General features: G+C 70.0%; 24 protein-coding genes and 1 pseudogene. 7 read left to right on the forward strand and 18 right to left on the reverse strand.

What is annotated here, in order from left to right; genetic code table 11:
* Positions 1–301 precede the first annotated feature (301 nt).
* From ACFLIT_RS09230 to ACFLIT_RS09265, 8 genes are all read right to left on the reverse strand, one after another.
* Positions 302–598: a GIY-YIG nuclease family protein gene (locus ACFLIT_RS09230; RefSeq protein WP_479910927.1), complete on the reverse strand. Its 297-nt coding sequence runs from the start codon at positions 596–598 to the stop codon at positions 302–304.
* A 76-nt stretch (positions 599–674) separates the two neighbouring features.
* The gene (locus ACFLIT_RS09235) at positions 675–1,652 is read right to left on the reverse strand and encodes a hypothetical protein (protein WP_479910928.1); all 978 of its coding nucleotides are present in this window, start codon (positions 1,650–1,652) and stop codon (positions 675–677) included.
* A 244-nt stretch (positions 1,653–1,896) separates the two neighbouring features.
* Positions 1,897–3,753 (reverse strand): DNA mismatch repair endonuclease MutL, encoded by a 1,857-nt coding sequence (gene mutL, locus ACFLIT_RS09240; RefSeq protein ID WP_479910929.1) that lies wholly within the window; start codon positions 3,751–3,753, stop codon positions 1,897–1,899.
* Between the two features lie 210 nt (positions 3,754–3,963).
* Positions 3,964–4,539, reverse strand: coding sequence for a DUF3035 domain-containing protein (locus ACFLIT_RS09245; RefSeq protein ID WP_479910930.1), 576 nt, complete (start codon positions 4,537–4,539; stop codon positions 3,964–3,966).
* 98 nt (positions 4,540–4,637) lie between these two features.
* Positions 4,638–5,141: a signal peptidase II gene (gene lspA, locus ACFLIT_RS09250; RefSeq protein WP_479910931.1), complete on the reverse strand. Its 504-nt coding sequence runs from the start codon at positions 5,139–5,141 to the stop codon at positions 4,638–4,640.
* Positions 5,142–5,202: 61 nt separating this feature from the next.
* Positions 5,203–8,052 carry an isoleucine--tRNA ligase gene (ileS, locus tag ACFLIT_RS09255; protein WP_479910932.1) on the reverse strand — a complete coding sequence of 950 codons (2,850 nt, stop codon included), beginning with the start codon at positions 8,050–8,052 and terminating at the stop codon, positions 5,203–5,205.
* A gap of 152 nt (positions 8,053–8,204) precedes the next feature.
* Positions 8,205–8,522, reverse strand: coding sequence for a hypothetical protein (locus ACFLIT_RS09260; protein WP_479910933.1), 318 nt, complete (start codon positions 8,520–8,522; stop codon positions 8,205–8,207).
* A complete protein-coding gene (locus tag ACFLIT_RS09265; protein WP_479910934.1) occupies positions 8,519–9,046 on the reverse strand; it encodes a hypothetical protein in 528 nt (175 codons plus the stop codon). The genes ACFLIT_RS09260 and ACFLIT_RS09265 overlap by 4 nt, the downstream gene beginning before the upstream one ends.
* Positions 9,047–9,163: 117 nt before the next feature.
* Here ACFLIT_RS09265 and ACFLIT_RS09270 point away from each other — a divergent pair, with 117 nt between their 5' ends.
* The gene (locus ACFLIT_RS09270; protein WP_479910935.1) at positions 9,164–10,219 is read left to right on the forward strand and encodes a winged helix-turn-helix domain-containing protein; all 1,056 of its coding nucleotides are present in this window, start codon (positions 9,164–9,166) and stop codon (positions 10,217–10,219) included.
* Between the two features lie 160 nt (positions 10,220–10,379).
* Here the strand turns inward: ACFLIT_RS09270 and ACFLIT_RS09275 are convergent, their stop codons facing one another.
* The 4 genes and pseudogenes from ACFLIT_RS09275 to ACFLIT_RS09290 form a co-directional block, all read right to left on the reverse strand.
* Positions 10,380–11,318, reverse strand: a complete 939-nt coding sequence (locus ACFLIT_RS09275) for a DUF481 domain-containing protein (protein ID WP_479910936.1) — start codon at positions 11,316–11,318, stop codon at positions 10,380–10,382.
* A gap of 287 nt (positions 11,319–11,605) precedes the next feature.
* Complete coding sequence (locus ACFLIT_RS09280; RefSeq protein ID WP_479910937.1) at positions 11,606–12,535, reverse strand: bifunctional riboflavin kinase/FAD synthetase; 930 nt, start codon at positions 12,533–12,535, stop codon at positions 11,606–11,608.
* Positions 12,532–12,951, reverse strand: a complete 420-nt coding sequence (locus ACFLIT_RS09285; protein ID WP_479911159.1) for a MaoC family dehydratase — start codon at positions 12,949–12,951, stop codon at positions 12,532–12,534. Before ACFLIT_RS09285 ends, ACFLIT_RS09280 begins: the two co-directional genes overlap by 4 nt.
* A gap of 18 nt (positions 12,952–12,969) precedes the next feature.
* Positions 12,970–13,854 (reverse strand): annotated as a pseudogene (locus ACFLIT_RS09290) (TIGR01459 family HAD-type hydrolase); the annotation flags it as partial.
* Positions 13,855–14,113: 259 nt separating this feature from the next.
* On the opposite strand from ACFLIT_RS09290, the gene ACFLIT_RS09295 reads away from it, so the two are divergent.
* Together ACFLIT_RS09295 and ACFLIT_RS09300 are read left to right on the forward strand one after the other, a co-directional pair.
* Positions 14,114–14,647, forward strand: coding sequence for a porin family protein (locus ACFLIT_RS09295; protein ID WP_479910938.1), 534 nt, complete (start codon positions 14,114–14,116; stop codon positions 14,645–14,647).
* Positions 14,648–14,871: 224 nt separating this feature from the next.
* Positions 14,872–15,264: an endonuclease domain-containing protein gene (locus ACFLIT_RS09300; RefSeq protein ID WP_479910939.1), complete on the forward strand. Its 393-nt coding sequence runs from the start codon at positions 14,872–14,874 to the stop codon at positions 15,262–15,264.
* Between the two features lie 49 nt (positions 15,265–15,313).
* Here ACFLIT_RS09300 and tipF read toward each other — a convergent pair whose 3' ends face one another.
* Together tipF and ACFLIT_RS09310 are read right to left on the reverse strand one after the other, a co-directional pair.
* Complete coding sequence (gene tipF / locus ACFLIT_RS09305; RefSeq protein ID WP_479910940.1) at positions 15,314–16,582, reverse strand: flagella assembly cyclic-di-GMP phosphodiesterase TipF; 1,269 nt, start codon at positions 16,580–16,582, stop codon at positions 15,314–15,316.
* A gap of 226 nt (positions 16,583–16,808) precedes the next feature.
* A complete protein-coding gene (locus ACFLIT_RS09310) occupies positions 16,809–17,687 on the reverse strand; it encodes a 3-hydroxybutyryl-CoA dehydrogenase (protein WP_479910941.1) in 879 nt (292 codons plus the stop codon).
* A 160-nt stretch (positions 17,688–17,847) separates the two neighbouring features.
* On the opposite strand from ACFLIT_RS09310, the gene ACFLIT_RS09315 reads away from it, so the two are divergent.
* Positions 17,848–19,710 (forward strand): CHASE3 domain-containing protein, encoded by a 1,863-nt coding sequence (locus ACFLIT_RS09315; protein WP_479910942.1) that lies wholly within the window; start codon positions 17,848–17,850, stop codon positions 19,708–19,710.
* Positions 19,711–19,723: 13 nt separating this feature from the next.
* Here ACFLIT_RS09315 and ACFLIT_RS09320 read toward each other — a convergent pair whose 3' ends face one another.
* The 3 genes from ACFLIT_RS09320 to ACFLIT_RS09330 all read right to left on the reverse strand — a co-directional run bounded on the left by ACFLIT_RS09320 (position 19,724) and on the right by ACFLIT_RS09330 (position 22,614).
* On the reverse strand, positions 19,724–20,785 hold the full coding sequence (locus tag ACFLIT_RS09320) for a hypothetical protein (protein WP_479910943.1): 1,062 nt from the start codon (positions 20,783–20,785) through the stop codon (positions 19,724–19,726).
* Positions 20,786–20,932: 147 nt separating this feature from the next.
* On the reverse strand, positions 20,933–21,865 hold the full coding sequence (locus tag ACFLIT_RS09325) for an electron transfer flavoprotein subunit alpha/FixB family protein (RefSeq protein WP_479910944.1): 933 nt from the start codon (positions 21,863–21,865) through the stop codon (positions 20,933–20,935).
* 2 nt (positions 21,866–21,867) lie between these two features.
* Positions 21,868–22,614: an electron transfer flavoprotein subunit beta/FixA family protein gene (locus ACFLIT_RS09330; RefSeq protein ID WP_479910945.1), complete on the reverse strand. Its 747-nt coding sequence runs from the start codon at positions 22,612–22,614 to the stop codon at positions 21,868–21,870.
* A 144-nt stretch (positions 22,615–22,758) separates the two neighbouring features.
* Here ACFLIT_RS09330 and ACFLIT_RS09335 point away from each other — a divergent pair, with 144 nt between their 5' ends.
* From ACFLIT_RS09335 to fdhD, 3 genes are read left to right on the forward strand one after another with little or no spacing between them, the layout of a single operon-like run.
* Positions 22,759–23,031, forward strand: a complete 273-nt coding sequence (locus ACFLIT_RS09335) for a hypothetical protein (RefSeq protein WP_479910946.1) — start codon at positions 22,759–22,761, stop codon at positions 23,029–23,031.
* Between the two features lie 24 nt (positions 23,032–23,055).
* A complete protein-coding gene (locus ACFLIT_RS09340; RefSeq protein ID WP_479910947.1) occupies positions 23,056–25,383 on the forward strand; it encodes an FdhF/YdeP family oxidoreductase in 2,328 nt (775 codons plus the stop codon).
* Positions 25,380–26,186 (forward strand): formate dehydrogenase accessory sulfurtransferase FdhD, encoded by an 807-nt coding sequence (gene fdhD / locus ACFLIT_RS09345; protein WP_479910948.1) that lies wholly within the window; start codon positions 25,380–25,382, stop codon positions 26,184–26,186. The genes ACFLIT_RS09340 and fdhD overlap by 4 nt, the downstream gene beginning before the upstream one ends.
* Before the next feature lie 15 nt (positions 26,187–26,201).
* Here fdhD and ACFLIT_RS09350 read toward each other — a convergent pair whose 3' ends face one another.
* Positions 26,202–26,756: a cob(I)yrinic acid a,c-diamide adenosyltransferase gene (locus tag ACFLIT_RS09350; RefSeq protein ID WP_479910949.1), complete on the reverse strand. Its 555-nt coding sequence runs from the start codon at positions 26,754–26,756 to the stop codon at positions 26,202–26,204.
* Positions 26,757–26,758: the final 2 nt, after the last annotated feature.

Here is a 26,758-nt window from a genome sequence, read left to right on the forward strand (position 1 = left end):
GAGGCGTGCAGACACGCGCCGCGCTTAGGCGGCGCAGGCTCGTCCGGGCTCGAAAAGGGACCTCAGCAGTCCCTAGGCCCGCAGCCTCTTGGCAATGGGCGACATACGGCGCTCTCTCAGCGTGTTGAGGGGGAAGGATAGCACGGGCGGCGGTTGATGTCGTGCTGAGAACTCGCACAGTCGAACCGCCCTGCGTGCTTCGACACGCGAGCTACTCAGCATGACGAAGACTTTGGGAGCCACTGAGGGCGTCATCCTGAGTAGGCCGCGCGAGCGGCCGTGTCGAAGGACGCAGGGCCGGTCAGCTTCGCCTTCGAAAATAAGCGCTGCGCGACAACCTGGGCAGATCGTCGAACCGCCCCTGGATCAAGGCCTCCTTCTTCGCCCGCGACCACCCCTTGATCCGTCGCTCGGCGTCGATGGCGTCGTAGAGGCTCTGGAATTCGTCGGCCCACACCATGTCGACAGGCAGGCGGGTCGCCGTGTAGCCCGGCGTCTCCCCGGCGAGATGCTGACCGTAGCGTTGCTCAATGTCCGTCGTGCAGCCGGTGTAGTAGCTGCCGTCAGCGCAACGCAGGATGTAGACCCAGCTAGGCATCGGCGAGGCCTTGCGTCCTTCGACACGCGCCTTCGGCGCTACTCAGGATGACGAACGTAAGGGGGCTGACTTTCCCTTACTTAATCTCCGAAATCGGCATTTCGTAGATGTTGAACGGCTTGGTCGCCGTGTTGTCCTCGCGCTTGGAGAACTGGGTGACGACGACATAGAGCTTGTCGGCGGCCTTGAAGGCGGTGGCGGGGGCGACGAAGCGGTCGTCTTTCAGATGGCCGACCACCGTGCCCGAGGCGAAGTCAGGCGCGAGATCCACGGCGACGACCTCGGTGGTTTCCTGCAACACGGCGTAGAGGCGCTGGCCGTCGAGGACCAGGCCGTCGGCGCGGCCGAGCACGGCGCCCTTGAGGTCGACCGGGGTGACCGCCTTGCTGGCCACGTCGACCTTCCAGAGCAGGCCCTTGTTCATCTGCACGATCAGCAGGGTCTTGCCGTCCGGCGTGGCGACGATGCCGTTGATGTTGGGGCCTTCGGCGTAGGTGATGGCCGGATCGAGCTTCAGCCAGGGCTCCAGGGCGCCGATCGCATCGCCGGAGCGGGAGACGCGCCACAGGATCGGGCGCAGGGTGTCGGTGACGTAGGCGGCGTCGGTGGTGAAGACGAGGTCGTTGAGCAGGCCGGCGGGGGCCTTGGGCGTGGTGAGGGTCTTCACCGTCTCGCCGGTCTTGGCATCCACGATGTGCAGGTTGCCGAGCGCGCCGCCGGCGATCCACAGGCGCTTGGCCTCGTCGAGCTTCATGCCGAGGATGGCGGGGAACTCGGTGGTTCCGGCCGGGACCAGCTTGCCGCCGGGGACAAGGATGGTCGCCGAGTTGTCGCTGAGCTTGACCTTGGCCACCGCGCCGTCGACGGCGCTGGCGGTGTAGTAGACGCCTTCGTCGGCGTCATAGGCGATGCCCTCCGGATAGGTGATGCTGTCGGGCAGCGGACGGGCGGCGAGCACCGAGGCGGCCTCGGCCGGCGCGTCGGCGGGCGCCTTGGGGCCGCAGCTGACGATGGCCACGCTGGCGGCGGCCAGCAGCAGGGTCCGGTAGATCATGGCGTCGCCTCCCAAGCGTGATTTGCGGCGGAGGGTGGCCCAAGGGGGCGCGAGGGTCAAACCGTCGCAAGGCGATGGACACGGTTTGAAACCGTGAAGCCCGCCATCCACCCTCGCTCGTCATCCTGAGCAGGGCGCGCGAGCGGCCGTGTCGAAGGACGCACGGCGGCGATGCAATGCGTCCTTCGACACGCGGCGCGCCGCCGCTGCTCAGGATGACGCAGGTGGGGGGGCGCGAAGAGCCCTACCGCCGGCCGAACAGCTTCTCGATGTCCGACAGCTTGAGCTCGACGTAGGTCGGGCGGCCGTGGTTGCACTGGCCGGAGTGGGGGGTAGCCTCCATTTCGCGCAGGAGGGCGTTCATCTCGGGCGCGGTGAGGCGGCGGCCGGCGCGGACGCTGCCGTGGCAGGCCATGGTGGAGCAGACGGCTTCGAGCCGTTCGCCGAGGGCCAGGGCGGCGCCGTTTTCGGCGAGGTCGTCGGCGATGTCGCGGATCAGGCCGGCGGCGTCGGTGGCGCCCAGCAGGGCCGGGGTTTCGCGAACCAGGACGGCGCCAGGGCCGAAGGCTTCGACGACGAGGCCCAGGGCGGCGAGCTCCTCGGCCTTGCCCATGACGCGGTCGGCCTCGGCGGGATCGAGCTCGACCACCTCGGGCAGCAGCAGGGTCTGGCGGGCGACGCCGCCGGCGGCCATCTCGGCCTTCATCCGCTCGTAGACCAGGCGTTCGTGAGCGGCGTGCTGGTCGACGACGATCATGCCGTCGCGGGTCTGGGCGACGATGTAGGTCTCGTGCACCTGGGCGCGGGCGGCGCCGAGGGGGAAGTCGACGGGATCGATGACCTGGGCGGCCGGAGCGGGCTCGGCCGTCTCGTAGACGCCGGTCTCGGGATCGAAGGCGGGCTCGACGCGGGCGGTGGCCTGGGCGAGGCCGGGAAGGACGCCGGTGCTGGGGCGGGGCGTCCAGCCGCCGGCCTGCCAGGCGGAGAAGCCGGCGGCGGAGGGCGGCGGCGTATAGCCGGGGGTGTGAGTTCGGGCCTGGAAGCCGCTGAGGGCCTGGGCGGCGGTGGTGGTGGCGGCGCGGTGGCCGGCGGCGGCGAGGCTGTGGCGCAGGCCGCCGACGATGAGGCCGCGCACCAGGGCCGGATCGCGGAAGCGGACCTCGGCCTTGGCGGGGTGGACGTTGACGTCCACGAAGGCGGCGTCGAGATCGACATAAAGGGCGGCGCTGGGATGGCGGTCGCGCGCCAGGTAGTCGGCGTAGGCGGCGCGCAAGGCGCCCTGGAGCAGGCGGTCGCGCACCGGGCGGCCATTGACGAACAGGTACTGGTGGGCGGCGTTGCCGCGATTGTAGGTGGGCAGGCCCGCGAAGCCGGAGAGGCGCACGCCGTCGCGCTCGTGCTCGATGGCCAGGGCGTTGTCGTGGAAATCGTGGCCGAGGATGGCGGACAGGCGGGCGAGGCGGCCGTCGGGGCCGGGGGGCTCGGCGGGCAGTCGCAGGGCGCGGCGGCCGTCGATATCCAGCGAGAAGCCGACGGCCTCGTGGGCCATGGCCTGACGCTTGACCTCCTCGGCGATGGCCATGGCCTCGGCCCGCTCGGACTTCATGAACTTCAGGCGGGCGGGCGTGGCGTAGAAGAGGTCGCGCACCTCCACCCGGGCGCCGTGCGGACCGGGAAAGCCGGTGGGGGCCGGGGCGCCCATGGCGCCGCCCTCGACGAGCAGGACGTGAGCGTCGGCGGCTCCCTTGGCGCGGGAGGCGATCGAGAGGCGCGAGACCGAGCCGATCGACGGCAGGGCCTCGCCGCGAAAGCCCAGGCTGGCGATGCGCAGCAGGTCGTAGTCGCCGTCGGCGTCGGGGGCGAGCTTGGAGGTGGCGTGACGTTCGACCGCCAGGAGCAGTTGGTCGGGGGTCAGGCCGCAGCCGTCGTCGGCGACCAGGATGCGCGAGAGGCCGCCGCCGTGGATTTCGATCTCGACGCGGGTCGCCCCGGCGTCGAGGGCGTTTTCGACCAGCTCCTTGACCGCGCTGGCCGGCCGCTCGACCACCTCGCCGGCGGCGATGCGGTTGACGATCTCGGGCGGGAGACGGCGGATGGGCATGGGACGGCGAGGTTAGCGCGATTCCGAGCGCGGCGACGCACTGCGACGAAACCCCGCCCTTCGAGGCTCGCAAGCTCGCACCCCAGGGTGAGGTTTCGAGTGCAACGTCGCAATAGACCTCATTCTGAGGCGCCGCGAAGCGGCCTCGAAGCTTGTCCTGAGCGCCGCCGCAGGCGGCGTCGAAGGGGACGAGGGCGGCTCCTCAGAGAATCAGAGACCCGGCAGCTTGATCTTGCCGCCGCTCTTGCGGGCGATGGTGATCTGCTGGTCGCCGGTGAGCGCCGCGGTGTTGGCGGCGGCGGTGGACGGATCGAGCGGGTTGGCTTCGTTGGCGGCGGTGGTGCTGGCCTGGGCGGCGGCGCTGGCGGCCTGGCCCTTGCGCCAGAACATCACGGTGTCGGCGAACGACTTGTCCTTGTGCGACAGGTCGCCGTTCTCGTCGTCGACGATGAAGCGGACCAGCGGATCGGCCTTGTCGCCGCCGGCGCGGGCGACCAGCATCTTCTCGCCGTCCGAACGGTTGGCGGCGGCGGCCTGGCCCGTGAGGGCGGCGCGGGCGGCGCTTTCCGGCTGCAGCTCCTGCGGGCGCGGCTCGCCGGGGGCCGGCGGGCGGAGGGCGAAATCGGGCGGCACCACCAGCGGGGCCTTGGAGACCACGCGGAACTCGTCGGGAGTCACCTTCTGCATGCCCAGCGCCTTCGAGGCGCTCTGGCAGCCGGCGGTCACGAGGCCCAGGGCGGCGACCGTGAGGATCAGGGAACCCTTGGCCAAGGCGTTCGAAGTCATCGTGTGCGTTGCTCCAGCAGACCGCCCCCGGCCGCTTCAGGGGGCGATGGATAACCTTTTCGCATCAGGGCGCCAACGGGCTTGAAGGTCGCGCCCGATCAAGCTTTCGGGACGGCCGCCTTGCGCTCGCTCTGCACGGTGTCGATCAGGAGCAGGATCACGCCCACGGTGATGCCGCTGTCGGCGACGTTGAACACCCAGGGGAAGAACGGCAGCAGGGGCGAGACGTCGATGAAATCGGCCACCGCCGCCAGGCGGATGCGGTCGATCATGTTGCCGATGGCGCCGCCCATGATCAGGCCGATGGCCACGGCCAGCAGCGGCCGGTCGACCTTCAGGGCCCAGCGCCCGAGCAGGACGGCGACCAGGGCCGAGAAGACGGTGAGCGCCCAGCGGCCGACCTCGGCCCCGTCGCGCAGCAGGCCGAAGCTGAAGCCGGTGTTCCAGACCATGGAGAAGCGGATCGGGCCGACGGGAATCGAGCCCTGCTGCAGCTTCAGGCCTTCCAGCACCCACCACTTCGACAGCTGGTCGAGGATGAGGGTGACGGCGGCGATGGCGTAGGCCGTGACGGTCAGTTTAGGCAGGGGCTTGGCCGCCACTTTTCTCTCCTCGGGCTGTCAGAAAAAGCCTGGGTCCCCGCCTGCGCGGGGATGAGCGTGTTTAATGGGAAGCATCCCACGCCTGCACGGCGTCCTCGCAGCGTTCGCAGAGCATGGCGGGCGCCTTGACCTCCGGCAGGATGCGCCAGCAGCGGGCGCACTTCTCACCTTCGGCCAGGAACGGCCGGACGGAAAGCTCGCCGACGCTCAGGGTCGCGCCGCTGGTGCGGAACACCTCGGCCGCGTCGAGCCCCTCGAAGGCCGCGACCTGGTCGGCCGAGGCGGCGACCTGCGGGGCGGCCTCCAGGGCAGAGCCGATCCGCTTCTCGCGGCGTTCGATCTCGAGGGCGCCGGTGACCGCGCGGACGACCTCGTCGACCTTGGCCCAGCGGGCGGCCTCGGCGGGGTTCTCCCACTCGGCGGGGGTCACGGGCATCACCCGCAGGCCGACCGGGCCGGCCTCGGGGAAGCGGGTGGTCCAGGCCTCTTCGGCGGTGAAGGCCGCGAGCGGCGCGAGCCAGGCGGTGAGGCGGTCGAAGGCCGCGTCCATCACCGTGCGCACGGCGCGGCGGCGCAGGCCGTCCGGGCGGTCGCAGTAGAGGGCGTCGCGGCGGACGTCGAAGTAGAGGGCCGAAAGATCGGCCGAGCAGAAGTCGCCGCAGAGCCTGAACACGCTCTGAAAGTCGTAGGTCTCGTAAGCGGCGCGGACGTCGCGGTCGAGCTCCCACAGACGGTGCAGGACGAAGCGCTCCAGCGGCGGCATGTCGGCGTAGGCGACGGCCTCGCCGGGCTCGAAGCCGGCCAGGGCGCCGAGCAGGTAACGCAGGGTGTTGCGCAGCTTGCGATAGCCGTCGATCACCGTCTGCAGGATGGTTTTGCCGATGCGCTGGTCGTCGGCGTAGTCGACCATGGCGACCCACAGGCGCAGGATCTCGGCCCCGCTCTCCTTGATGATCGTCTGGGGCTCGATGGTGTTGCCCTTCGACTTCGACATCTTCTCGCCCTGCTCGTCCAGGGTGAAGCCGTGGGTCAGGACGCCGTCGTAGGGCGCGCGGCCGCGCGTGCCGCAGCCTTCCAGCAGGGACGACTGGAACCAGCCGCGATGCTGGTCGGAGCCTTCGAGATAGAGATCGGCCGGCCACTTGGTCGGGTGCTGGGTCGGGTCACGATCCTCAAGCGTGAAGGCGTGGGTCGAGCCGCTGTCGAACCAGACGTCGAGGATGTCCTCGACCTTCTCGAACCGGTCGGGGTCGTAGCCATTGCCGAGGAACTCGGCGTCGGGGCGCACGAACCAGGCGTCGGCGCCGCCCTCGCGGATCGCGGCCAGGATGCGGGCGTTGACCGCCTCGTCCTTCAGCGGCTCGCCCGTGGTCTTGTCGACATACATGGCCAGCGGGGTGCCCCAGGCGCGCTGGCGGCTGATCAGCCAGTCGGGACGGTTCTCGACCATGGAGCCGATGCGGTTGCGGCCGGCGTCCGGATAGAAGGCGGTGTCGGCGATGGCCTTCAGCGCGCGGCTGCGCAGGGTGCTCCCGTCGCCCAGCGGCTGGTCCATGCGGATGAACCACTGCGGAGTGTTGCGGAAGATCACTGGCGCCTTGGAGCGCCAGCTGTGCGGATAGGAGTGCTCCATCCGGCCGCGGGCCAGGAGGTTTCCGGCCTCGATCAGCTTTTCCATCACCGCGCCGTTGGCGGGCCCGAACTTGCCGGTCTTCTTGCCCTCGGTCTCCAGCACCTTGAGGCCGGCGAACAGCGGGACGTGCGGATAGTAGGCGCCGTCCGGGTCGACGGTATCGGGGATGTCCTCGCGGCTGCGGCCGGTGTCGAGCCACACCTGATAGTCGTCGGCGCCGTGGCCGGGGGCGGTGTGGACGAAGCCCGTGCCGGCGTCGTCGGTGACGTGGTCGCCGGCCAGCATGGGGACGTCGAAACCGTAGCCTGGGTCGAGGGCGGCGAGCGGGTGGCTGAGGGTGAAGGCGGAGATGTCGACCGTCTCCCCCTCGCTCCAGCGGGCGACGCCGGCGGCCTTCATGACGCCTTCGGCCAGCTTCTCGGCGACGACGACGCGCTCGCCGACCTTGGCCCAGGGCGCGTAGCCGAGGTCTTCGGCCAGGGCCTCGACGCTGTAGGCGCGGTAGTCGATCTTCGGATTGTAGCTGACCGCGCGGTTGGCGGGGATGGTCCAGGGCGTGGTCGTCCAGATGACCACCGAGAGACCAGGCTGGCCCTGAACCGGGAACTTCACCCAGATCGTCGGCGAGGTGTGGTTCTGGTACTCGACCTCGGCGTCGGCCAGGGCGGTGCGCTCGACCGGGCTCCACATCACCGGCTTGGAGCCGCGATAGAGCTGGCCGCTCATCAGGAACTTGTGGAACTCGCCGACGATGGTCGCCTCGCTGGCGAAGTCCATGGTGGCGTAGCGGTGGTCCCAGTCGCCGAGCACGCCGAGGCGCTTGAACTCGCCCCGCTGCACATCGATCCAGTTAGCGGCGTAGGCGCGGCATTCGGCGCGGAACTCGGCCGTCGGCACCTCGTCCTTGCGCTTGCCCTTGGCGCGGTAGGCTTCCTCGATCTTCCACTCGATCGGCAGGCCGTGGCAGTCCCAGCCCGGCACGTAGTCGACGTCGTAGCCGAGCAGGAAGCGCGAGCGGACGACGAAGTCCTTGAGCAGCTTGTTCAGCGCGTGGCCGATGTGGATCGCGCCGTTGGCGTAGGGCGGGCCGTCGTGCAGCACGAACAGGGGGGCGCCGGCGTCCTGGCGGGCGCGGCGCATGCGTTCGTAGAGGCCGGTCTGCGACCAGTGCTCGAGGATTTGCGGCTCCTTCTGCGGCAGGCCGGCGCGCATCGGGAACGGGGTGTCGGGAAGGAAGACGGTCTCGCGATAGTCGCGCGGGGCGGCGTCGTCAGCCATGAGTCAGGTCTCGGATCGTTCGGAAAGGGACAGGGTGCGGGCGAGATTCCCGGCGCGCCGGCGAGGCGTCACGCCGGGCGGGTAATTCGCGCGAGAGGTCCGAACGAAGTCATGGCGCGGTCGATAGCAGAGCCGTGGCTTGGGGGGAACGGCTATCCCGACCGCACCGCCACCGGCCACTCCGCCGCCAGCCGATCCAGCAGGGCGTCGGCGGCCGACGAGCCGCCGGTGGGGGCGACGACGTAGAGCGTCGCGCGCTCTTCGCGGGGGTGGGACCAGCGCCACTGCTTGTAGGCGACGTGGGCGCCGCCCTCGCGGTCGAGGCTGCCGCCGAGGGCCGAGGGGCCGGAGCCGTCGCGCCAGCGCCAGCCATCGCGGGCGGCGGCCTCGGCCAGCAGGGCGCGGAAGCGCGGCCAGTCGGTCTCGGCAAGAGCGAGTTCCGCCGTCGCCAGCAGGCGGGCGGCGCTCATGGCCGCTTCGCCGCGATGGAGAACAGCCAGGAGGAGATCAGCCATGGGGCGATGAAGATGGCGGTCAGCACGCCTTCAGGCGGAACCCCGACCACGACGGCGACGATGGCCGCGACGGCCTGGGCGAGCGCGGTCGCCAGCATGACCCGCGCCATGCCCGCCGAGCGCAGCCGGACGAGCGCCCCGCCGCCGAGGCCGATGGCGAGAACGCCGACAAACACCAGATTGGCCGGGTTGTCCTCGTTGTCGATGATGCCCACGGCGAGGCTGGCCCAGACGATGACGAAGGCCGTCCCCAGCGCCAGGCCCGCGCCGGCGAGGTGGGCTATGTCGCGGCTGGCCCGGGCGGTCAGCTCGAAGGCGACGCAGGCCAGGCCCAGCATGGTCGCGAGCACCGCGAAGTCGAACGGACCCCAGTCCCACTCCGGACTGACCTGGGTCATGACCGCGGGGATGGCGAGCAGCAGGGCCGCGCCGCCCCAGGCCGCCGCCCGCCAGAGATTGAAGTTGATCGCGTGCGCCATGGCCTTGCTCCCTTGCGTTGCTCCCTGGCGTGAGAGAGCTTCAGCATGTCGGCGCGCCGGGTGAGCGGCATGAGCGGCGGCTGATTTTTCGGTGAAAGCGTGGGATATCGCTGAAAGATGGCTTCCGGCCCTCTCCGCTTCGATCGCTTCGAGCTCGACGCCGACAATCGCCAGCTGCGCCGCGAAGGCGCGCCGGTGGAGCTGAGCGCCCGCTATTTCGACGCCCTGATCCTGCTGGCCAGCACGCCCGGACAACTGGTCAGCAAGGACCGGTTTATGGCCGAGGTCTGGCGCGGCGTGCCGGTGACCGACGAAGCCCTGACCCAGTGCATCCGCTCGCTGCGCAAGGCGCTGGGCGACGCCGCCGCCCGCCCCCGCTTCATCGAGACCGTGCCGAAGCACGGCTATCGCTTCATCGCGCCCTTGGCGGATGCGCCCGTCGAGGCGCCGCCGGCGCCGAACGCCGACGCCGTCGACCCGAGGATTCTCTGGCGACGCCGACGCTGGATCGGCGCCCTCGGCGCGCTGGGCGGCGCCGGCGCCGGCGCCATCGGGGGCGTGATCTACGGTTTCGCGGCCGCCGCCTCGTCCGACGTGGGGGCGGCCTCGACCTTCCTGGTGCTGGTGGTGCTAACGACGGTGGTCGGCCTGGTGGGCGGGGCCGGCGTCAGCTTCGGCATGGCGGCGGCGGGCTACACCGAGAGCCGCCCTTCCCCGGCCGTCGCCGTGATGGCCGGGCTCGGCGGACTGCTGGTCGGCGCCCTGTTCCAACTGCTCGGCGGCGACGCCTTCGAGCTGCTGTTCGGCCACGCGCCGCGCGGCATCACCGGCCCCCTGGAGGGAGCGCTGCTGGGGTTCTTCATCGGGCTTGGCGCCTGGCTCGGAGGGCTGCGGACCTCGGACCCGCCGCTACGCCTGAGCATGACGGCGGCCGGGGTGACCGGCGCGCTCGGCGGGGTGCTGATCAACCTCGGAAACGGCCGGCTGATGGGCGGCAGCCTGGAGCGCCTGGCCGCCGCCTTCCCCGGCTCGCACCTGCGGCTCGACGCCATCGGCGGATTGTTCGGCGAGACGGGCCTGGGCCCGATCAGCCTGGCGGTGACCGGCGGGCTGGAGGGCGCGCTGTTCGGGTCCTGCGTGGTCGGGGCGATGATCGTGGCGCGGCGGATTTAGGGGTCAACAATACACCCGCTCTTCCCGGCGAAGGCCGGGATCCAAGCTGAAGATCCGAACTCGCTTCGGACCTGGAACGCCTCAACGCTTCGAGACCGAGCTCTTCCGGCGAGTCGGCTTGGGCCCCGCCTTCGCCGGGGTGAGCGGAGGATGGGAGTCCTTAGAACGCATACACCAGCGACAACCGCGTCAGAGTATCGAGCTGCTCGCGCGGCGGGGGCGGGGCGGATTCGTAGCGGACGTTGAGCGAGCCGCGCCAGGAGAGGTGGCCGATCAGCTTGGTGGTGACCGCGAAGGCCGATTCCACCGTGTTGCTGCGGCTGTCGAGATAGGCCGAGGAGATGTTGGTGAACACGCTGTCGGAGGACAGCTTCCACTCGTAGCGGGCGCCGAGGCGCGCGCCCAGGGTGGATTCATCGCCGCCGGGGACGATGACGCCCATGTCGTTGAGCGCGCCGTCGGCGTAGCGCGTCTGGCGGGCGGCGACGCCGACATCCATGTCGAGGGTCATCGGGCCGCCCTGCAGGAAGCGGTAGCCGACACCGATCGACTCGCTGAAGCGGCGGTCGAGCCCGGCGAAGGGGTCGCGCTCCCACCCGACCAGGACGTTGGAATAGGTCCGCTCGGTGAACTTGAAGTCGCCCTGGTAACCGGCGCTGTAGCGCTCGGTGGTCTGCACGCCGGCGGCGGTCTTGGAGTCGACCAGCGCGGTCAGGCGGTGGCGCCGGGTGATCGTCTCCTTGTTGAGGTTCAGGCCGACGGTGATCCCGCTCTCGTCGGTGTTGCCGGTGGCCAGGGAGCCGCCGGCCTCGCCCTGCCCTGTCCAACCTTCCCGAAAGCGATAGCTGCCTAGCCGGGCCCTGCGCATCTTCTCGGCGTCGTCGCGGATGAAGGTGACCAGGGCGTCGATCTCGTCGCGGGCGTCGGGGTTGGTCTTGCGGGCGATCTCGGCGACGACGTTGAGCTTGGCCGGATCGTCGCCGGCCGCCTCGATCATGTCGCGCACGGCCGGCGGAATGGGCGCGGCCAGGGCGTGGCCTCCCATGGCGGCGAGGGCTGGAAGAGAGAACGCAAGAAGCGCTCCGAGCGATCGAGCCATGGCGATCTCCGGGGTGCGTAGGGACAAAGGGCGAGCGCCGGTTACAGCAGCGCGCGCCCGCAATTCCAAGCCCGGTCGGGCGAGAATATGGCGGGCGGGAAGCGTTTTTGCTTGGCGAGGCGGCAGGGGGGCGCGGTCGGCCGGGTCTTCTATTCCGTCATGGCCGGGCCTGTCCCGGCCATCCATGACCACCGCCGTTGGGGCGCGCTTGAGCGCGCGACTGAGCGTCGCCACGCATGGATCGCCGGGACAGGCCCGGCGATGACGGACAGTAGGGGCTAATCGCCTCAGGCGCCCAGGATCGCCCGGGCGTTCGCTTCGTCTGTCTTGATGGCGTCGATCAGGGCCGGGAGGCCGTCGAACTTGGCTTCCAGGCGGAGGAAGGCGACGAGTTCGGTTTCGATGACCTGGCCGTAGAGATCCTCGTCGAAATCGAAGAGGAAGACCTCCAGGCGGGCGTCGACGAGGCCGGTGGTCGGGTTGCAGCCGATATTGGCGACGCCCGGCAGGACCCGGCCGTCCGGCAGCCTGGTGCGGGTGGCGTAGACCCCCAGGCGGGGGGCGACGTAGTCCTCCAGCGCGACATTGGCGGTGGGATAGCCGAGCGTGCGGCCGAGTTGGCGGCCGCGGCGGACGACGCCTTCGATGGCGAAAGGCCGACCGAGCACCTGGGCGGCGCCGGCCGGATCGCCGTCGCGCAGGAAGTCGCGCACTTCGCTGGAGGAGACCTTCTCGCCGTGCGGCCCGAGCAGGGCCGGGGCGGTGGAGACGCCGAAGCCGAGCCGGGCGCCGTAGTCGGCCATGGCCTCGGGGCTGCCGGTGCGGCCCTTGCCGAACGAGATGTCGAAGCCGACGGCCACGTGGCGGACGCCGAGGCCCTTGGCCAGGACCTCGGTCGCGAAACCCTCGTCGGTGAGGTTGGCCATCTCGAAGTCGAAGGGCAGCAGATAGAGGCGTTCGACGCCGAGGGCGGCCAGGGCGCGCGCCTGCTGATCCAGGCTCATAAGCCGGAACGGCGGGTCGGTGGGGCGGAAGATGCGGCGCGGATGGGGATCGAAGGTGACCACGCCCAGCGGCGCGCCGAGGCGTTTGGCGGCCTCGGCCGCGAGGGCGATCACCTTCTGGTGGCCGAGGTGCACGCCGTCGAAATTGCCGAGCGCCACGGCGGCGCCCTTGTCGGCCTCGGTGAGGCCGCGCCAGTCGCAGTAGATTTTCAAGCGGGTGTTCCGCGGCGGGGGACCATCACCGTCGCCTCGCCGTCGACGGCCATCTTGCGGCCGAGCTTGCAGGTGGTGGCCAGGGTGGCGTGGGCCTTCTTCTCGTCGAGGGCGACGACCTCGATACGCACGGTGACGTCGTCGCCGATGCGCACGGGGCGCAGGAAGCGGAGATTCTGCGACAGGTAGACCGAGCCCTTGCCGGGAAGGCGGCTGGCCATCAGGGCCGAGATGTAGGCGCCCGAGAGCATGCCGTGGGCGATGCGGCTCTTGAACACGGTGGTCGCCGCGAAGGCCTCGTCGACGTGGATCGGATTGTAGTCGCCGCTGACCTTGGCGAAGAGGTCGATGTCGACCGCCTCGACGTGGCGCACGGTTTCGGCCGACCAGCCGATCTCCAGGTCCTCGAAGGCCAGTTCGCCGGTCTGTTCGCCCCAGGCGAGGTCGGCGCTGGCCCAACGGGCGTGAACGCCGTGCTCGGCGAGGGCCTTGCCCAACGACTCGTCGGTGAGCCGGCCGTCGACCAGGGCCGAGGCGGCGTGGATGCCCTTGGCGATGAACAGGACATCGAGCGCCTGGTTGTTGGCGCCGAGCACGTCAGTGCCGAGGCCGTCGCCGATGCACAGCACGCGCGAGCGCTTCACCGGCCCGCCGCGCAAGGCCTCGGCCTCCGCCACGGCCAGGTCGTAGATGGCGGGATAGGGCTTGCCGGCCATGATTACCTCGCCGCCCATGTCGGTGTAGAGGTCGGCCAGGGCGCCGGCGCAGTAGATCAGCACGTCGCCCTTCTGGACCACGCGGTCGGGGTTGGCGCAGATCATCGGCAGCTTGCGGTCGGCCGCCTGCTGCAGGCGCTCGCGGTAGTGTTCCGGGGTTTCGACGTCGTCGTTCTCAAGGCCGGAGACCGCCAGGAACGACGCCTTGTCCGCCGTGGCGAAGTCGAGGCCGAGGTCGGCGAACAGGGGATCGTCGCGCTGGGGGCCGAGGCGCCAGGCCGGACCGGGCGACCGCTCGGCCAGCAGGGCGCGGGTCGCGTCGCCCGAGGTGACGAAGGCGCTCCACGCCTCGCGCGGCACGCCGAGGCCGTCGAGCTGGGCGACCACATCGGCGGAAGGGCGCGGCGAGTTGGAGATCAGCACCACCGGACCGCGGCGCTGGCGGAACTTGACCAGCGCCTCGCAGGCGGCGGGGAAGCTTTCGCGCCCGTTGTGGATCACGCCCCAGACGTCGCACAGCAGGACGTCGTAGCGGTCGGCGATGTCGGAGAGGCCTGCGATCAGGGCGGGCGGCGCGGGGGCCGCTTCGGGCGCTTCGGTCATGGCGCGGGGCTAAACCCACGGGCCTTGGGGGTCAACGGCTCGCTGCATCGCGGCATGCTCGCGGCATCCTCGCGCGAACGGGCGGCGCGCCCGCGTTAGTCACTGATTTGGGCGATTCAAGGGCGGGAAGCGTCGCCGTTGCCAAACTGTCACATCTGCCTCGGAGCGAGCATTCGCTGCATTGCAGCAGGGCAGAAACGACCATACCTCCCGCTCTCCCCGCCGAGTTGGGCGGGCAGATTAAAAGGCTTTAAGTCCCATGAAACTCTCGATGCTCGTCGGCGCCGCCGCCCTCTCCGCCGCCGCCCTGGCCGCCCTGCCGGCCGCCGCGCAGACGCAAACCTCGTTCTACGGCAACGTCGGCTACACCGCGATCGACGCGGAAGACGTGACCCTCGGCGCCCTGACCGGCCGCGTCGGCGCCCAGTTCCACCCGAACTTCGCCGTGGAAGCCGAAGCCGGCTTCGGCGTGAAGGACGACAGCGCCAACGTCGGCGGCGTCAACGTCAAGGGCGAACTGAAGCACAGCGTCGCCCTCTACGGCGTCGGCATCCTGCCGATCAACGACAAGTTCGACCTGCTGGGCCGCGTCGGCTACGGCAGCTCGAAGCTGGAAGCCTCGGCCCTCGGCACGAAGGTCGAAGGCAGCCAGGAATCCTGGAACTACGGCGTCGGCGCCCAGTACTCGTTCGACGGCGCCAACGGCGTCCGCGTCGACTACACCCGCTATGACTTCGACGGCGACTTCGACAAGGCCGACACCTGGGCCGTGTCCTACGTCCGCAAGTTCTAAGACCGGTTTAGTACCCCGCGCCCTTCGGGGGGCGGTTAGTAAGCGTAGAGTAGCGTAAGCGTACGGAAGCGCCTCCCGGGAGACCGGGGGGCGTTTTTCGCGTTTGGGCTTCCTTTAAGCATCCCTCCCCCTTGATGGGGGAGGGGCAGGGGGGTGGGGGTGACTGCTGCGCCAGCCACGCCAACGACCTAGCCAGAGGTGTTCGGATCGCCGAAGCTTTCGTCATGTCATTTCCGGTAAGGCCTCTGCATTCCCCTGGAGCCATCCGCCGCGCTCGCCGATTGCGGCGCGACATGACCCTTAGCGAACGCAATCTCTGGCGCGAGCTTCGTAAACTCGAACTCCACATCCGGCGGCAGGCGCCTATAGGCCGCTACATCGCCGATTTCGCACAACACGAAGCCCGCCTTGTGATCGAGGTCGATGGCATAGGGCATGAGTTGGACGAAGCTCAACTCTACGACGCCGAACGCGACGCGTGGCTGACCACTCAGGGCTATCGAGTGCTTCGGGTCAGCGACGGCGACGCCCTAACGGAGCCGGTTATGGTCGCACGGATGGTGGCGGAGGAGATTCTGGAGAGGTTGGGAAACCGCCTGGAGGCGGACACGCCGTAGTCACCCCCATCCCTGCCCTTCCCCATCGAGGGGGAAGGGTTCTGTTTTACTACCCCCTGCCCCCAGCCGCCCGTCGGCGGATGGCGTCGCGCATGAAGGTCGCGGGCGGATCGGCTTCCGCCAGGACGGCGTCGCGGATGGCGCGGGGTTCGCCGAACAGGTGGCCCTGGCCGTAGCCGATGTCGAGTTCGAGGACATCGACGACCTGGCGCTCGCTCTCGACCTTCTCGGCGATGATTTCGATGCCGTAGCGGCGGGTGAGGTTGGCGAAGTCGGGGGCCTGGAGGTCGGGCAGGGTGCGGATGATCAGGCGGCCGTCCACCTCCTCCAGCTGGTCGAGCAGCATGGCGGCGCCGACCTTGACGAACTTCACGTCGGCGCGGGCCAGGTCCTGGAAGTCGAGGTCGAGGTCATGGACCTTGTCCAGCGAGAAACGGAAGCCGAGGTCGGCCAGGCGCGCCATGTGGCGGGCCTCGACCGAGCCGCGCTGGTCGAAGGCGCTCTGGCCGAGCTCGAAGATCAGGGCGCCGGCCATGTCGCGGTTGGCCTGCAGGAATTCGAGGAACTGCGGGAAGAACACCTCGTCGCCGAGGCTGGCCAGGGAGATGTTGCAGAAGATGCCGACCTTGCGGTCCTGCTTGGCGAGGCGGCGGACGATCTGCACGCAGCGGAACAGCAGCAGGTTGTCGATGGCGGCCACGAGGCCTTCCGGCTCGGCCACCGCCAGGTATTCGGCCGGCATCATCACGCGGCCGCTCTCGTCGCGCAGGCGCGAGAAGCTTTCGTAGAAGACGGTGCGGCGCTGCGGCAGGCCGACGACGGGCTGCAGGTAGAGGTCGACGCGGTTCTCGGCCAGGGCGTCGCGGACCGTCTCCAGCAGGATGTGAGACTGCGGCGAGCGAGCGCGCGCGGGGCCGTGGGCGGCGGCCATCTGATCGGTGAGGCGCGCTTCGAGCCGCTCGCCCATGCGGGCGACCATGTCCTCCAGCATGTGGACCTCGTCGGTGAGCTCCTCGTTGCGGCGGAGGTTCTCGACGGTGACGGTGTCGACCACCTCGGAGAGACGGGCGTCGATGCGTTCGAGCTGGGTGAGCAGCAGGCCGTGGGCCTGGCGGACGGCGTCGATCTCGGCCCGCAGCCGGGCGCTTTCCAGAAAGCGTCCGACGACGCCGTGCAGGGCGAAGGCCAGGCCGAGGCAGGCGATGAGGGCCGAAAGGCCCGCGCCCCAGCCCCCGCCGTTGCGCCAGAGGCCCAAGGCGACGATCAAGGACAGGCAGAGATAGGCGCCCGTGAGCAGCCCCAGAGTCAGCTTGCGCATCGTCCCGTCGGGTTCCGAATCGTTCGACAGTATCGGCTGCGCTTGGCGGAACCGCCAAACGGTTAAACGGGGGTGTGACGAAGCACCCTATATTCTCCTCCACTGCGAAGCGGGGGAGGTGGCGCGGCGCGCCAGCGCCGTGACGGAGGGGGCGTGGCCGATGCCTTAGCGCCCCCTCCACCGGCTACGCCGGTCCCCCTCCCCCGCAGGCGGGGGAGGAGAAAAATCAGCGCGTCGGAACGGGGGTCTCGCCGCGATAGTCGTAGAAGCCGCGGCCGGACTTCTTACCGAGCCAGCCGGCCTCGACATATTTCACCAGCAGCGGGCACGGACGGTACTTGCTGTCGGCCAGGCCGTCGTGGAGCACGTTCATGATCGACAGCAGGGTGTCGAGGCCGATGAAGTCGCCGAGCTCCAGCGGGCCCATCGGATGGTTGGCGCCGAGCTTCATGGCGGTGTCGATCGAGGAGACGGTGCCGACGCCCTCGTAGAGGGTGTAGACCGCCTCGTTGATCATCGGGGCCAGGATGCGATTGACGATGAAGGCCGGGAAATCCTCGGCGTTGGCGGTGGTCTTGCCCAGGGACTCGGCGAAGGTGACGGCGGTTTCGTAAGTCGGCTTGTCGGTGGCGATGCCGCGGATGATCTCCACCAGCTTCATGATCGGTACGGGATTCATGAAGTGGAGGCCGATGAACTTTTCCGGGCGGTCGGTGACCGAGGCCAGGCGGGTGATCGAGATCGACGAGGTGTTGGAAGCGAGGATCGTCTCCGGCTTCAGATGCTCGGTGAGGCCGCGGAAGATCGACTTCTTGACCTCCTCGTTCTCGGTCGCGGCCTCGATGGCGATGTCGCACTGGCCGATCTCGGCGATGTCGGCGGCGCCCTTGATGCGGCCGAGGGCGGCGGTCATCGCGGCCTGGTCGATGGCTTCCTTCGCCACCTGACGGCCAAGATTCTTTTCGATGTTGGAAAGGCCCGCCTGGATTCGGTCGGCCGCCACGTCGTGCAGACGAACCTCGTAGCCGGCGAGGGCCGCCACATGCGCGATGCCCGCACCCATCTGGCCGGAGCCGATGATGCCCACCGTTTGGATCTTCGCCATGCCCCTGAAGCCCTGCTGCGCTGCAATAAGAGCGCGTTATAGCACGCAGTGCGGCGCTGTCGCCTACCGCGACGTCCGGTCGAGCCGCGAAGCGAAACCATGACAAGCCGCCGCCAGGGCGCCACAGTGCGCCGCCTACCGCCCCGCTTCAGGCCCTAGCGTGATCGACCTCCGCCGCCTTCCCGCCGGATCGGCCGCCCTGCTCGTGGGCGGGGTGATCGCCGTGTTCGCCCTGGCGGCCGTGTTCGCCACGCGCGGCTATGAGGCGCGGCTGCAGGGCGTGCGCCATTCGGTGGACGTGCAGCGGCGACTGACCACCGTGCTTTCAGCCATGCAGGACGCCGAGACCGGTCAGCGGGGTTTCCTGCTCACCGGCGAGGCGGGCTACCTCGGTCCCTATAATTCGGCGGTCGCGCGGGTGGAGGCCGAGGTCACCGGCCTGGAGGCCGAGGTGATCGACAATCCCGACCAAGTGCGGGCGGTGCGGATGCTGCGGCCGATGATCCAGGGCAAGCTGGCCGCACTGAACAGCACCATCGCCCAGGCCCAGGCGCGCGACGCCGACTCGGCCCTGCAGATGGTGCGCAGCGACTACGGCCGCGAGCGGATGGACGCCATCCGCCGGGTGATCGGGGCCATGTCCGAGCGCGAGACGGCCACGCTGGTGGAGCGGACGGCGGCGAGCCGGAGGTTCAGCTACGGCCTGTTCGGCCTTCTGTCGCTGCTGGCGATGGGCACCCTGGTCAGCCTGCTGGTCTGGCTGAACCAGGCCCGGCGAAACGAGGAGGCGCTGCAGGCGGCGCACGACACCCTGGTCTCGACCAACGACCAGTTGCAGCGCGAGGCGCAGGAGCGGGCCCACGCCGAGGCCCAGGTGCGCCAGCTGCAGAAGATGGAGGCGCTGGGCCAGCTGACCGGCGGGGTGGCCCACGACTTCAACAACATGCTGGCGGTGATCATCGGCAACATCGACATGGCGCGGCGCCATATCGGGGACCGCGCGAAGCTGGAGGCCCGGCTCGGCGGCGCCCTGGAGGGCGCGACCAAGGCCGCCACCCTGACCCGCCGCCTATTGGCCTTCTCGCGCCAGCAGCCGCTGGAGCCGAAGGCGGTGGACCTCAACGCCCTGGTCTCCGGCATGTCGGACATGCTGCTGCGCACGCTCGGCGCGGAAGTGCAGATCGAGACGGTGCTGGCCGGCGGCCTGTGGCCCGCCTACGCCGACCCGACGCAGCTGGAAAGCGCCCTGCTCAACCTGGCGGTCAACGCCCGCGACGCCATGCCGAACGGCGGCCGGCTGACCGTGGAGACCGCCAACGCGCACCTCGACGAGGCCTATGCGGCCCAGCATCCGGGCGTGGCGCCGGGACACTATGTGATGGTCAGCGTGACCGACACCGGCCAGGGCATGACCCCGGAGGTGCTGGCCAAGGCCTTCGACCCCTTCTTCACCACCAAGCCGGCGGGCAAGGGCACGGGGCTGGGCCTCTCGCAGATCTACGGCTTCGCCCGGCAGACCGGCGGCCAGGCGCGCATCTACTCCGAGGTCGGCCTGGGCACGACGGTGAAACTCTACATGCCGCGCGACAAGCGCGGCGAGGCCCCGGCGGGGCCGTCGGCGCTGGCCGAGGGCGAAGTGACCCCGGTGGGGGCGCCGGGGCGGATCATCCTGGTGGTGGAGGACGAGGACGCCCTGCGCGCCGTCAGCGTCGAGACCCTGCGCGACCTCGGCTACACGGTGCGGCATGCCCACGACGGCCCGGCGGCCCTGGCGATGCTGCGCGAGATCGGAACGATCGACCTTCTGTTCACCGACATCATCATGCCGGGCATGAACGGCCGCGAGCTGGCCGAGGCGGCGGCGAAACAGCAGCCCGGCCTGAAGGTGCTCTACACCACCGGCTACACGCGCGACGCCGTGGTTCACAACGGCGTGGTCGACGCCGGCGTCTCCCTGCTCAGCAAGCCGTTCACCGTCGAGCAGCTGGCGACGCGCGTCTATGCGGCGCTGAAGGACGGCTGACGGCCGTCAGCGCCTAGCGAACCGCCGAGAGCCGGGTCGCGGCGCCGGCGCGCAGGGTCGGCGGCAGGGCCTGGGTCAACAACGCCGCCTTCTCCGGAGCCAGTTCGGACAGACGCCCGAACACCGTCCGGGCATCGAACAGGTGCGCCGGGGCGCGATGGCGCAAGGCGAACATGGCGGCGGTCTCGATCCCGACGTGGTCCTCCGGCTGGGCCAAGGTCGGGGGCGGCGGCGCGCACAGGTCGTCGAGGCTGACCTCCGACCGGCAAAGCTCGCGCAGGCGCTCGCCAATGGCGCCGTTGTAGCCGGGCTCGGCCCCGCGGTTGATGTCGACGACGGCGTGGGCGTGGGTCAGACCATGCAGCGCGGCGGCGCCCCACATGTAGGCGATCAGGAAGTAGGTCTCTTCCGGCGACATGGCCTGAAGCATGGCGCGGTGACGGTGCTTGGGCTTGGTCAGGCCGGCTCGCCAGCCGGTCGGCCAGGGCAGGCGCTCGAAGACGGGCGCCATCGCCGGATCGTTGCGATTGCGCCAGACCACCCGCAGCCAGTTGCCGAAGAAGGAACGGCCGGCCTCGCCCTGGTGGACGCAGGAGCGCCAGACATCGAGCGGCGCCCGGTCGATATGGACGAGCCGCATGTCCAGCCGCTGACGGCCGACCCATCCGAGACGCAGCGGCGCGCGCACACAGCCGAGCACGGCCTGGCGTCCCTGGGCGCGGGCGTGGGCGATCAGGTGGTCTATGTAGCGGGCCATGCGGGGATGCGACTCGGTCGGCCGCAGACACCATCGGTCATGGGCGAGGTCCGCCGAGAAGCGCGGCACGCCGCCGGACGGGCGCAGCAGCGGCGCGTACTCCGCGAAATAGGGTTCGGCGAGGGCCGGGTGGCGCAGACTGGCGATCTGGCCGGGCGTATCCTTGGCGATGTCGGCGCGGGTCAGGCTCGCCAGGCCGTCGTGCAGCGGCTCATAGAAGCAGCAGGTCGACGGGTCGGCCCGGAACCGCGACCAGACGTAGGTCGAGCCGCTCCGCCACAGGCTGCTGAGGAAGACAGGCGGTCGATAGTCGGTCACGTGGCGGCGGCGCCCCTGAAATCGTCACAACCCATGTGACGATCTCACGGTGTCGCCCGAACGTCGCGAACCGATTGCCGTGACGTGTCTCAATGTATCAGCGGCGCCCGTTCCGGCCGCAGCTTGGCCACGATTTGACGACCTGCGTCAGCCCAGCGCCGACATCAGCTCCGGCACGGCGGTCTTGTAGTCGGCGACCCAGCCGTAGTCGGCGACCTGGAAGATGGGGGCTTCCGGATCCTTGTTGATGGCGACGATGACCTTGCTGTCCTTCATCCCCGCCAGGTGCTGGATGGCGCCCGAGATGCCGATGGCGATGTAGAGCTCGGGGGCGACCACCTTGCCGGTCTGGCCGACCTGATAGTCGTTGGGGGCGTAGCCGGCGTCCACGGCCGCGCGGGAAGCTCCTACGGCGGCGCCTAGCTTGTCGGCCAGGGGATCGATGACGGCGTTGAACTCCTCGGCCGAGCCGAGGGCGCGACCGCCGGAGACCACGATCTTGGCGGCGCCGAGTTCCGGACGGTCCGACTTGACCTTCTCCTCGCCGACGAAGCGGCTGTGGGCCGAGCCGGCCCCGGCGTCGACCGCCTCGATGGCCGCCGAGCCGCCGCCTTCCGCCGCCTTGAACGCCGTCGGACGGACGGTGATCACCTGCTTGCCTTGCGCCGACTTGACGGTCTCCAGCGCGTTGCCGGCGTAGATCGGGCGCACGAAGGTATCGGGGGCGACGACCTCGACGATGTCCGACACCTGGCTGACGTCCAGCCTGGCGGCGATGCGCGGGGCGACGTTCTTGCCCTGCGAGGTCGAGGGGACAAGCACCACGTCGTAAGATGCGGCGAGCGGGACGATCAGGGCCTCATAGGCCTCGGCGAGGCCCTGGCCGAGGGCCGGGCTGGAGGCGGTGAGCACCTTGCGCACGCCAGAGAGCGCGGCGGCGGCCTTGGCGGCGGCGTCGACGTTGTCGCCCGCCACGAGGATGTCGATGTCCCCACCAATGGCCTTGGCGGCGGTCAGGGTCTTGGCGGTCGTATCTTTCAGTTCGCCGGCTTCATGGTCGGCGACGAGGAGGATGGCCATGATCAGAGCACTCCCGCGGACTTGAGCTTGCCGACCAGATCGGCGGCGCTTTCGACCTTCACCCCGGCCGAACGCTTCGGCGGCTCGGTGACCTTCACCACGGCGAGCTTGGGCGCGACATCGACGCCGAGGTCGGCGATCGGCTTGATCTCCAGCGGCTTCTTCTTGGCCTTCATGATGTTGGGCAAGCTGGCGTAGCGGGGCTCGTTGAGGCGCAGATCCACGGTGACCACCGCCGGCAGGTCGACTTCGAGGGTCTGCAGGCCGCCGTCGACTTCACGGGTGACGACAGCCTTGCCGCCCGCCACCTCGACCTTCGAGGCGAAGGTCGCCTGGGGCCAGCCGAGCAGGGCCGCCAGCATCTGGCCGACGGCGTTGTTGTCGCCGTCGATGGCCTGTTTGCCCATCACGATCAGGTCGGGCTTTTCCGCCTCGGCCACGGCCTTCAGCGCCTTGGCGACGGCCAGCGGCTCGAGGTCGGCATCACTCTGCAGCAGCAGGGCCCGGTCGGCCCCGATGGCCATGGCGGTGCGCAGGGTCTCCTGCGCCTGGCTCGGGCCGATCGAGACGGCGAGCACATCCTCGGCGACGCCCTTCTCGCGAAGGCGCACGGCCTCCTCGACGGCGATCTCGCAGAACGGATTGATGCTCATCTTGACGTTGGCGAGCTCGACCCCGCTCTGGTCGGGCTTCACCCGCGCCTTGACGTTGTAGTCGATGACCCGCTTGACCGGGACCAGCACCTTCATCGCGCGCTCTCGCCTCTTGTTATCCGGCCTGCGGGAATAGCGCCTCTTGAACGCATTGCAAGTTTCCGCAAGGAGAGCGTCAGCCGCATTTCAGCCGCCCCCGACGTCTAGACGCACACTGCGTCCCTGGAGTTCCCGCCCCGCATGAGCCGCGCCATCAACCGCCTGAAGCTGGTGTTCATCGGCATCTTCGCCGTCGCGGGCATCGCGATCTGGACCTACCACCTGATGTGGGTCTGGCCCGGCCAGCGCTGCGAGGCGCACGGCGGCTGGTGGGACTGGCATACCCGCACCTGCGCGACGCCGGTGCCGCTGCAGATGCTGACCGGGCGCCCGGGCGCCCAGAAGATCACGCCGCAGAACCCCGAGGTGCAGCAGGCGCCGTCGCAACTCGCGCCGGGCCAGACGCCGAGGTAGCCTGCGACCTCGACGGAGGTACGGATGGAAGACAAGCGTCCGGAGGGCATCCACGATTACGAACTGCCGGCCGGCGGCTGGGGCGCGCTGCGCGGCGTCGCCGAGGCGCTGAAGGAGCAGCAGGCCGCGGCGCGGGCCGGCCAGGCGCTGATGCGCCAGAACAAGCCTGATGGTTTCGATTGCCCGAGCTGCGCCTGGCCCGATCCCGACCACACCTCGGCCTTCGAGTTCTGCGAGAACGGGGCCAAGGCGGTGGCCTGGGAGGCGACGACGCGCAACGTCGGGCCCGAGTTCTTCGCCGCCCACACCGTGGCCGACCTTTGGAGCCGCTCGGACCATTGGCTGGAGGACCAGGGGCGGGTCACCGAGCCGCTGCGCTACGACCCGGCGAGCGACCGCTTCGAGGCGGTGAGCTGGGCCGAGGCGATGGCGGGGATCGGCGCGGGCCTAGGCGCCCTGCCCGACCCGAACCAGGCGGAATTCTACACCTCCGGCCGCTGTTCGAACGAGGCGGCGTTCCTGTTCCAGCTGTTCGTGCGGCTGTTCGGGACCAACAACTTCCCCGACTGCTCGAACATGTGCCACGAGGCGACCTCGGTGGGGCTGCCGAAGTCGATCGGCATCGGCAAGGGGACGGTGAGCCTCGATGACTTCGATCAGGCCGACCTGATCCTCTCCATCGGCCACAACCCGGGCACCAACCACCCGCGGATGATGAGCACCCTGCGCAATTTCTCCAAGCGCGGCGGCCGGATCATCGTGTTGAACCCGCTGAAGGAGCGGGCGCTGGAACGCTTCGCCTCGCCGCAGTCGCCGGTCGAGATGACGACCCTGACCTCGACGCCCATCGCCGACACCTATCTGCAGGTGAAGATCGGCGGCGACGCCGCGGCGCTGAAGGGGATCGGCAAGGCGCTGCTCGATCTGGACGCCGTCGACCACGCCTTCATCGCCGAGCACACCGCCGGGTTCGAAGCCTTCGCCGACGACCTGCGGGCCGCCGACTGGGCCGAGATCGAGGCGGGAAGCGGCCTGGCGCGGGCGGAGCTGGAAGACGTGGCGCGCGCCTACGCGGCCTCGAAGGCGACCATCGTCTGCTACGGCATGGGCGTGACCCAGCACCGCACCGGGGTGCAGAACGTGCAGCAGATCGCCAACCTGCTGCTGATGCGGGGAAACATGGGCCGACCGGGCGCCGGCATCTGTCCGTTGCGCGGCCACAGCAACGTGCAGGGCGACCGCACGGTCGGCATCTGGGAGCGACCGAGCGCGGCCTTCCTGGACCGGCTGGGCGAGGTGTTCGGCTTCGAGCCGCCCCGCGAGCACGGCCATTCGGTGGTCGAGAGCATCGCCGCCATGCGCGAGGGGCGCTCCAAGGCGGTGGTCTGCCTGGGCGGCAACCTGGCGGTGGCCTCGTCCGATCCGGCGGCCTGCGCCGAGGCGTTCCGCAACACCGACCTGGCGGTGCACATCACCACCAAGCTGAACCGCACCCACCTGCTGCTGGCCGGGCAGGTCTACATCCTGCCGTGCCTGGGGCGCACCGACATCGACGTGCAGGCCGAGGGCGTGCAGGCGGTGACCGTCGAGGACTCCATGTCGATGGTGCACGCCTCGCGCGGTTTCCTGAAGCCGCCGGGTCCGAACGTGCGCTCGGAGGCCTGGATCGTGGCGGAGATGGCCAAGGCGACGCTGGGCTCGAAAGGCGGCGTCGACTGGGACGGACTGGTCGCCGACTACGACCGCATCCGCGACAAGATCGAGGCGGTGTTCCCGGCCTTCGCCGACTACAACGCCCGCATCCGTAAGCCCGGCGGCTTCCACCTGACCAATTCGGCGGCCCTTCGCCAGTGGAACACCGCCAACGGCCGCGCCAACTTCCTGGTGCACGAAGGGTTCGGCGAGGCGGCTGCCGAGGACCCGCAGGTGCTGCGCCTGACCACCGTGCGGGCGCACGACCAGTACAACACCACGATCTACAACCTGAACGACCGCTATCGCGGCGTGTTCGGCCGGCGCGACGTGCTGTTCATGAACCGGGGGGAAATGCGCCGACTCGGCTTCGCGGAGGGCGATCTGGTCGATGTGGCGACCGCCCTGGAGTTCGCCCGCGACGACCGGGTCGTGCAGGGCCTGACCCTGGTGGCGCAGTCGATGCCGAACGGCTGCTGCGCTTCCTACTTCCCCGAGATCCAGCCGCTGGTGGCGCTGGAGCATCACGATCCGCAGAGCTTCACGCCGGGCTACAAATCCATCCCGGTGACGGTGCGTAAGGCGACGGCCTCGAACCGAGGGGCGGAACTGGCGGTGCGGCGCGAAGGCGTGGTCGGGCGCGCGCCGACCGCGCCATGAGGCCCTTCTCGCGGACCTCGCGCCCGGTCGCCCCGCTGAAGTGGCGGGCCGGCGGCGCGGCGGCGGAGGGGGAGCGCCTGGCGCCCGAGGAGGCGCCGGTGGCCATCGTCCACGACGGGACGACCAGCGCCGTGCTGATGGCGACGCCCGCCGACATCGAGGACCTGGCGATCGGCTTCACCCTGACCGAGGGGATCGCGGACAGCCTGGCCGACATCCTCGAGATCGAGGCCGTGGAGGTCGAGCAAGGGATCGAGGCGCGGGTCTGGCTGGCGCGCGATCCGGGCCAGCGGCTGGTCGCGAGACGGCGGCGAATGGTCGGGCCGACGGGCTGCGGCCTGTGCGGCGTCGAGAGCCTGGCCGAGGCGGTGCGGCCGGTCGCTTCGGTGGGGGCCGGTCCGCGGCTGGCGGCCGGCGAATTGCTGACGGCGATGGCGGCGATGGCCGAGGCCCAGACGGTGGGCGCGGCGACCCGGGCGGTGCACGCGGCGGGCTATTGGCGCGCGGGCGACCTCCTGGCCGTGCGCGAGGACGTGGGGCGCCACAACGCCCTCGACAAGCTGATCGGCGACCTGGCGCGTCAGGCCCTCCCGGCCGACGGCGTGGTGCTGCTGACCAGCCGGGTGTCGGTGGAGATGGTGCAGAAGACCGCCGCCTTCGGAGCGACGATGCTCTGCGCGGTCTCGGCGCCGACGGCCCTCGCCATCGATGTGGCCGAGGCGGGGGGGATCACCCTGGCGGCGGTCTGCCGGCCCGACGGCTTCGAGGTGTTCGCCCACCCGGGGCGGATCGCCTTCGACTGAAGCCGAAAGCCTGGACTAGCGCGTCGCGCCCGGGACCCAGAGCACGTCCCCCGCCCCGTTGGCGTTGGCGGCGCGGGCGGCGACGAACAGGAGGTCGGAGAGGCGGTTGAGGTATTTCAGGCTTTCGGCCTCGACCGGTTCCACGGCGGCCAGGGCGACGCAGGTGCGCTCGGCGCGGCGGCAGACGGTCCGGGCCAGATGCAGGTGCGCCGCTGCGGGCGAGCCGCCGGGCAGGACGAAAGAGGTCAGGGGCGCGAGCTCTTCGTTGAGCCTGTCGATGTCGGCTTCGAGCGCCGCGACCTGGCCGGCGGTGACGCGCAGGGCGCCGGTTCGTTCGGGCGTCGAGAGGTCGGCGCCGAGATCGAACAGCTCGTTCTGTACGCGAGCGATCGTGGCGTCGAGCGAGTGGCCCACGGAATGAAGGCGCACGAGGCCGAGACAGGCGTTGAGCTCATCGACGTCGCCGTTGGCGGCGATGCGCAGGCCGGCCTTGCTGACCGGCTCGCCGGTCGCCAGGCGCGTGGTTCCTTGGTCGCCCGTGCGTGTGTAGATGCGGTTGAGGACGACCACGA

Source organism: Caulobacter sp. HJHS_5 (assembly GCF_056683955.1).

Bases quoted from the DNA above. Each gene is read 5' to 3' on its own strand.
- ACFLIT_RS09230 (WP_479910927.1), bottom strand. From the start codon at position 598: ATGCCTAGCTGGGTCTACATCCTGCGTTGCGCTGACGGCAGCTACTAC.
- ACFLIT_RS09235 (WP_479910928.1), bottom strand. From the start codon at position 1,652: ATGATCTACCGGACCCTGCTGCTGGCCGCCGCCAGCGTGGCCATCGTC.
- mutL (WP_479910929.1), bottom strand. From the start codon at position 3,753: ATGCCCATCCGCCGTCTCCCGCCCGAGATCGTCAACCGCATCGCCGCC.
- ACFLIT_RS09245 (WP_479910930.1), bottom strand. From the start codon at position 4,539: ATGACTTCGAACGCCTTGGCCAAGGGTTCCCTGATCCTCACGGTCGCC.
- ileS (WP_479910932.1), bottom strand. From the start codon at position 8,052: ATGGCTGACGACGCCGCCCCGCGCGACTATCGCGAGACCGTCTTCCTT.
- ACFLIT_RS09260 (WP_479910933.1), bottom strand. From the start codon at position 8,522: ATGAGCGCCGCCCGCCTGCTGGCGACGGCGGAACTCGCTCTTGCCGAG.
- ACFLIT_RS09265 (WP_479910934.1), bottom strand. From the start codon at position 9,046: ATGGCGCACGCGATCAACTTCAATCTCTGGCGGGCGGCGGCCTGGGGC.
- ACFLIT_RS09270 (WP_479910935.1), top strand. From the start codon at position 9,164: ATGGCTTCCGGCCCTCTCCGCTTCGATCGCTTCGAGCTCGACGCCGAC.
- ACFLIT_RS09275 (WP_479910936.1), bottom strand. From the start codon at position 11,318: ATGGCTCGATCGCTCGGAGCGCTTCTTGCGTTCTCTCTTCCAGCCCTC.
- ACFLIT_RS09295 (WP_479910938.1), top strand. From the start codon at position 14,114: ATGAAACTCTCGATGCTCGTCGGCGCCGCCGCCCTCTCCGCCGCCGCC.
- ACFLIT_RS09300 (WP_479910939.1), top strand. From the start codon at position 14,872: ATGTCATTTCCGGTAAGGCCTCTGCATTCCCCTGGAGCCATCCGCCGC.
- tipF (WP_479910940.1), bottom strand. From the start codon at position 16,582: ATGCGCAAGCTGACTCTGGGGCTGCTCACGGGCGCCTATCTCTGCCTG.
- ACFLIT_RS09310 (WP_479910941.1), bottom strand. From the start codon at position 17,687: ATGGCGAAGATCCAAACGGTGGGCATCATCGGCTCCGGCCAGATGGGT.
- ACFLIT_RS09325 (WP_479910944.1), bottom strand. From the start codon at position 21,865: ATGGCCATCCTCCTCGTCGCCGACCATGAAGCCGGCGAACTGAAAGAT.
- ACFLIT_RS09330 (WP_479910945.1), bottom strand. From the start codon at position 22,614: ATGAAGGTGCTGGTCCCGGTCAAGCGGGTCATCGACTACAACGTCAAG.
- ACFLIT_RS09335 (WP_479910946.1), top strand. From the start codon at position 22,759: ATGAGCCGCGCCATCAACCGCCTGAAGCTGGTGTTCATCGGCATCTTC.
- ACFLIT_RS09340 (WP_479910947.1), top strand. From the start codon at position 23,056: ATGGAAGACAAGCGTCCGGAGGGCATCCACGATTACGAACTGCCGGCC.
- fdhD (WP_479910948.1), top strand. From the start codon at position 25,380: ATGAGGCCCTTCTCGCGGACCTCGCGCCCGGTCGCCCCGCTGAAGTGG.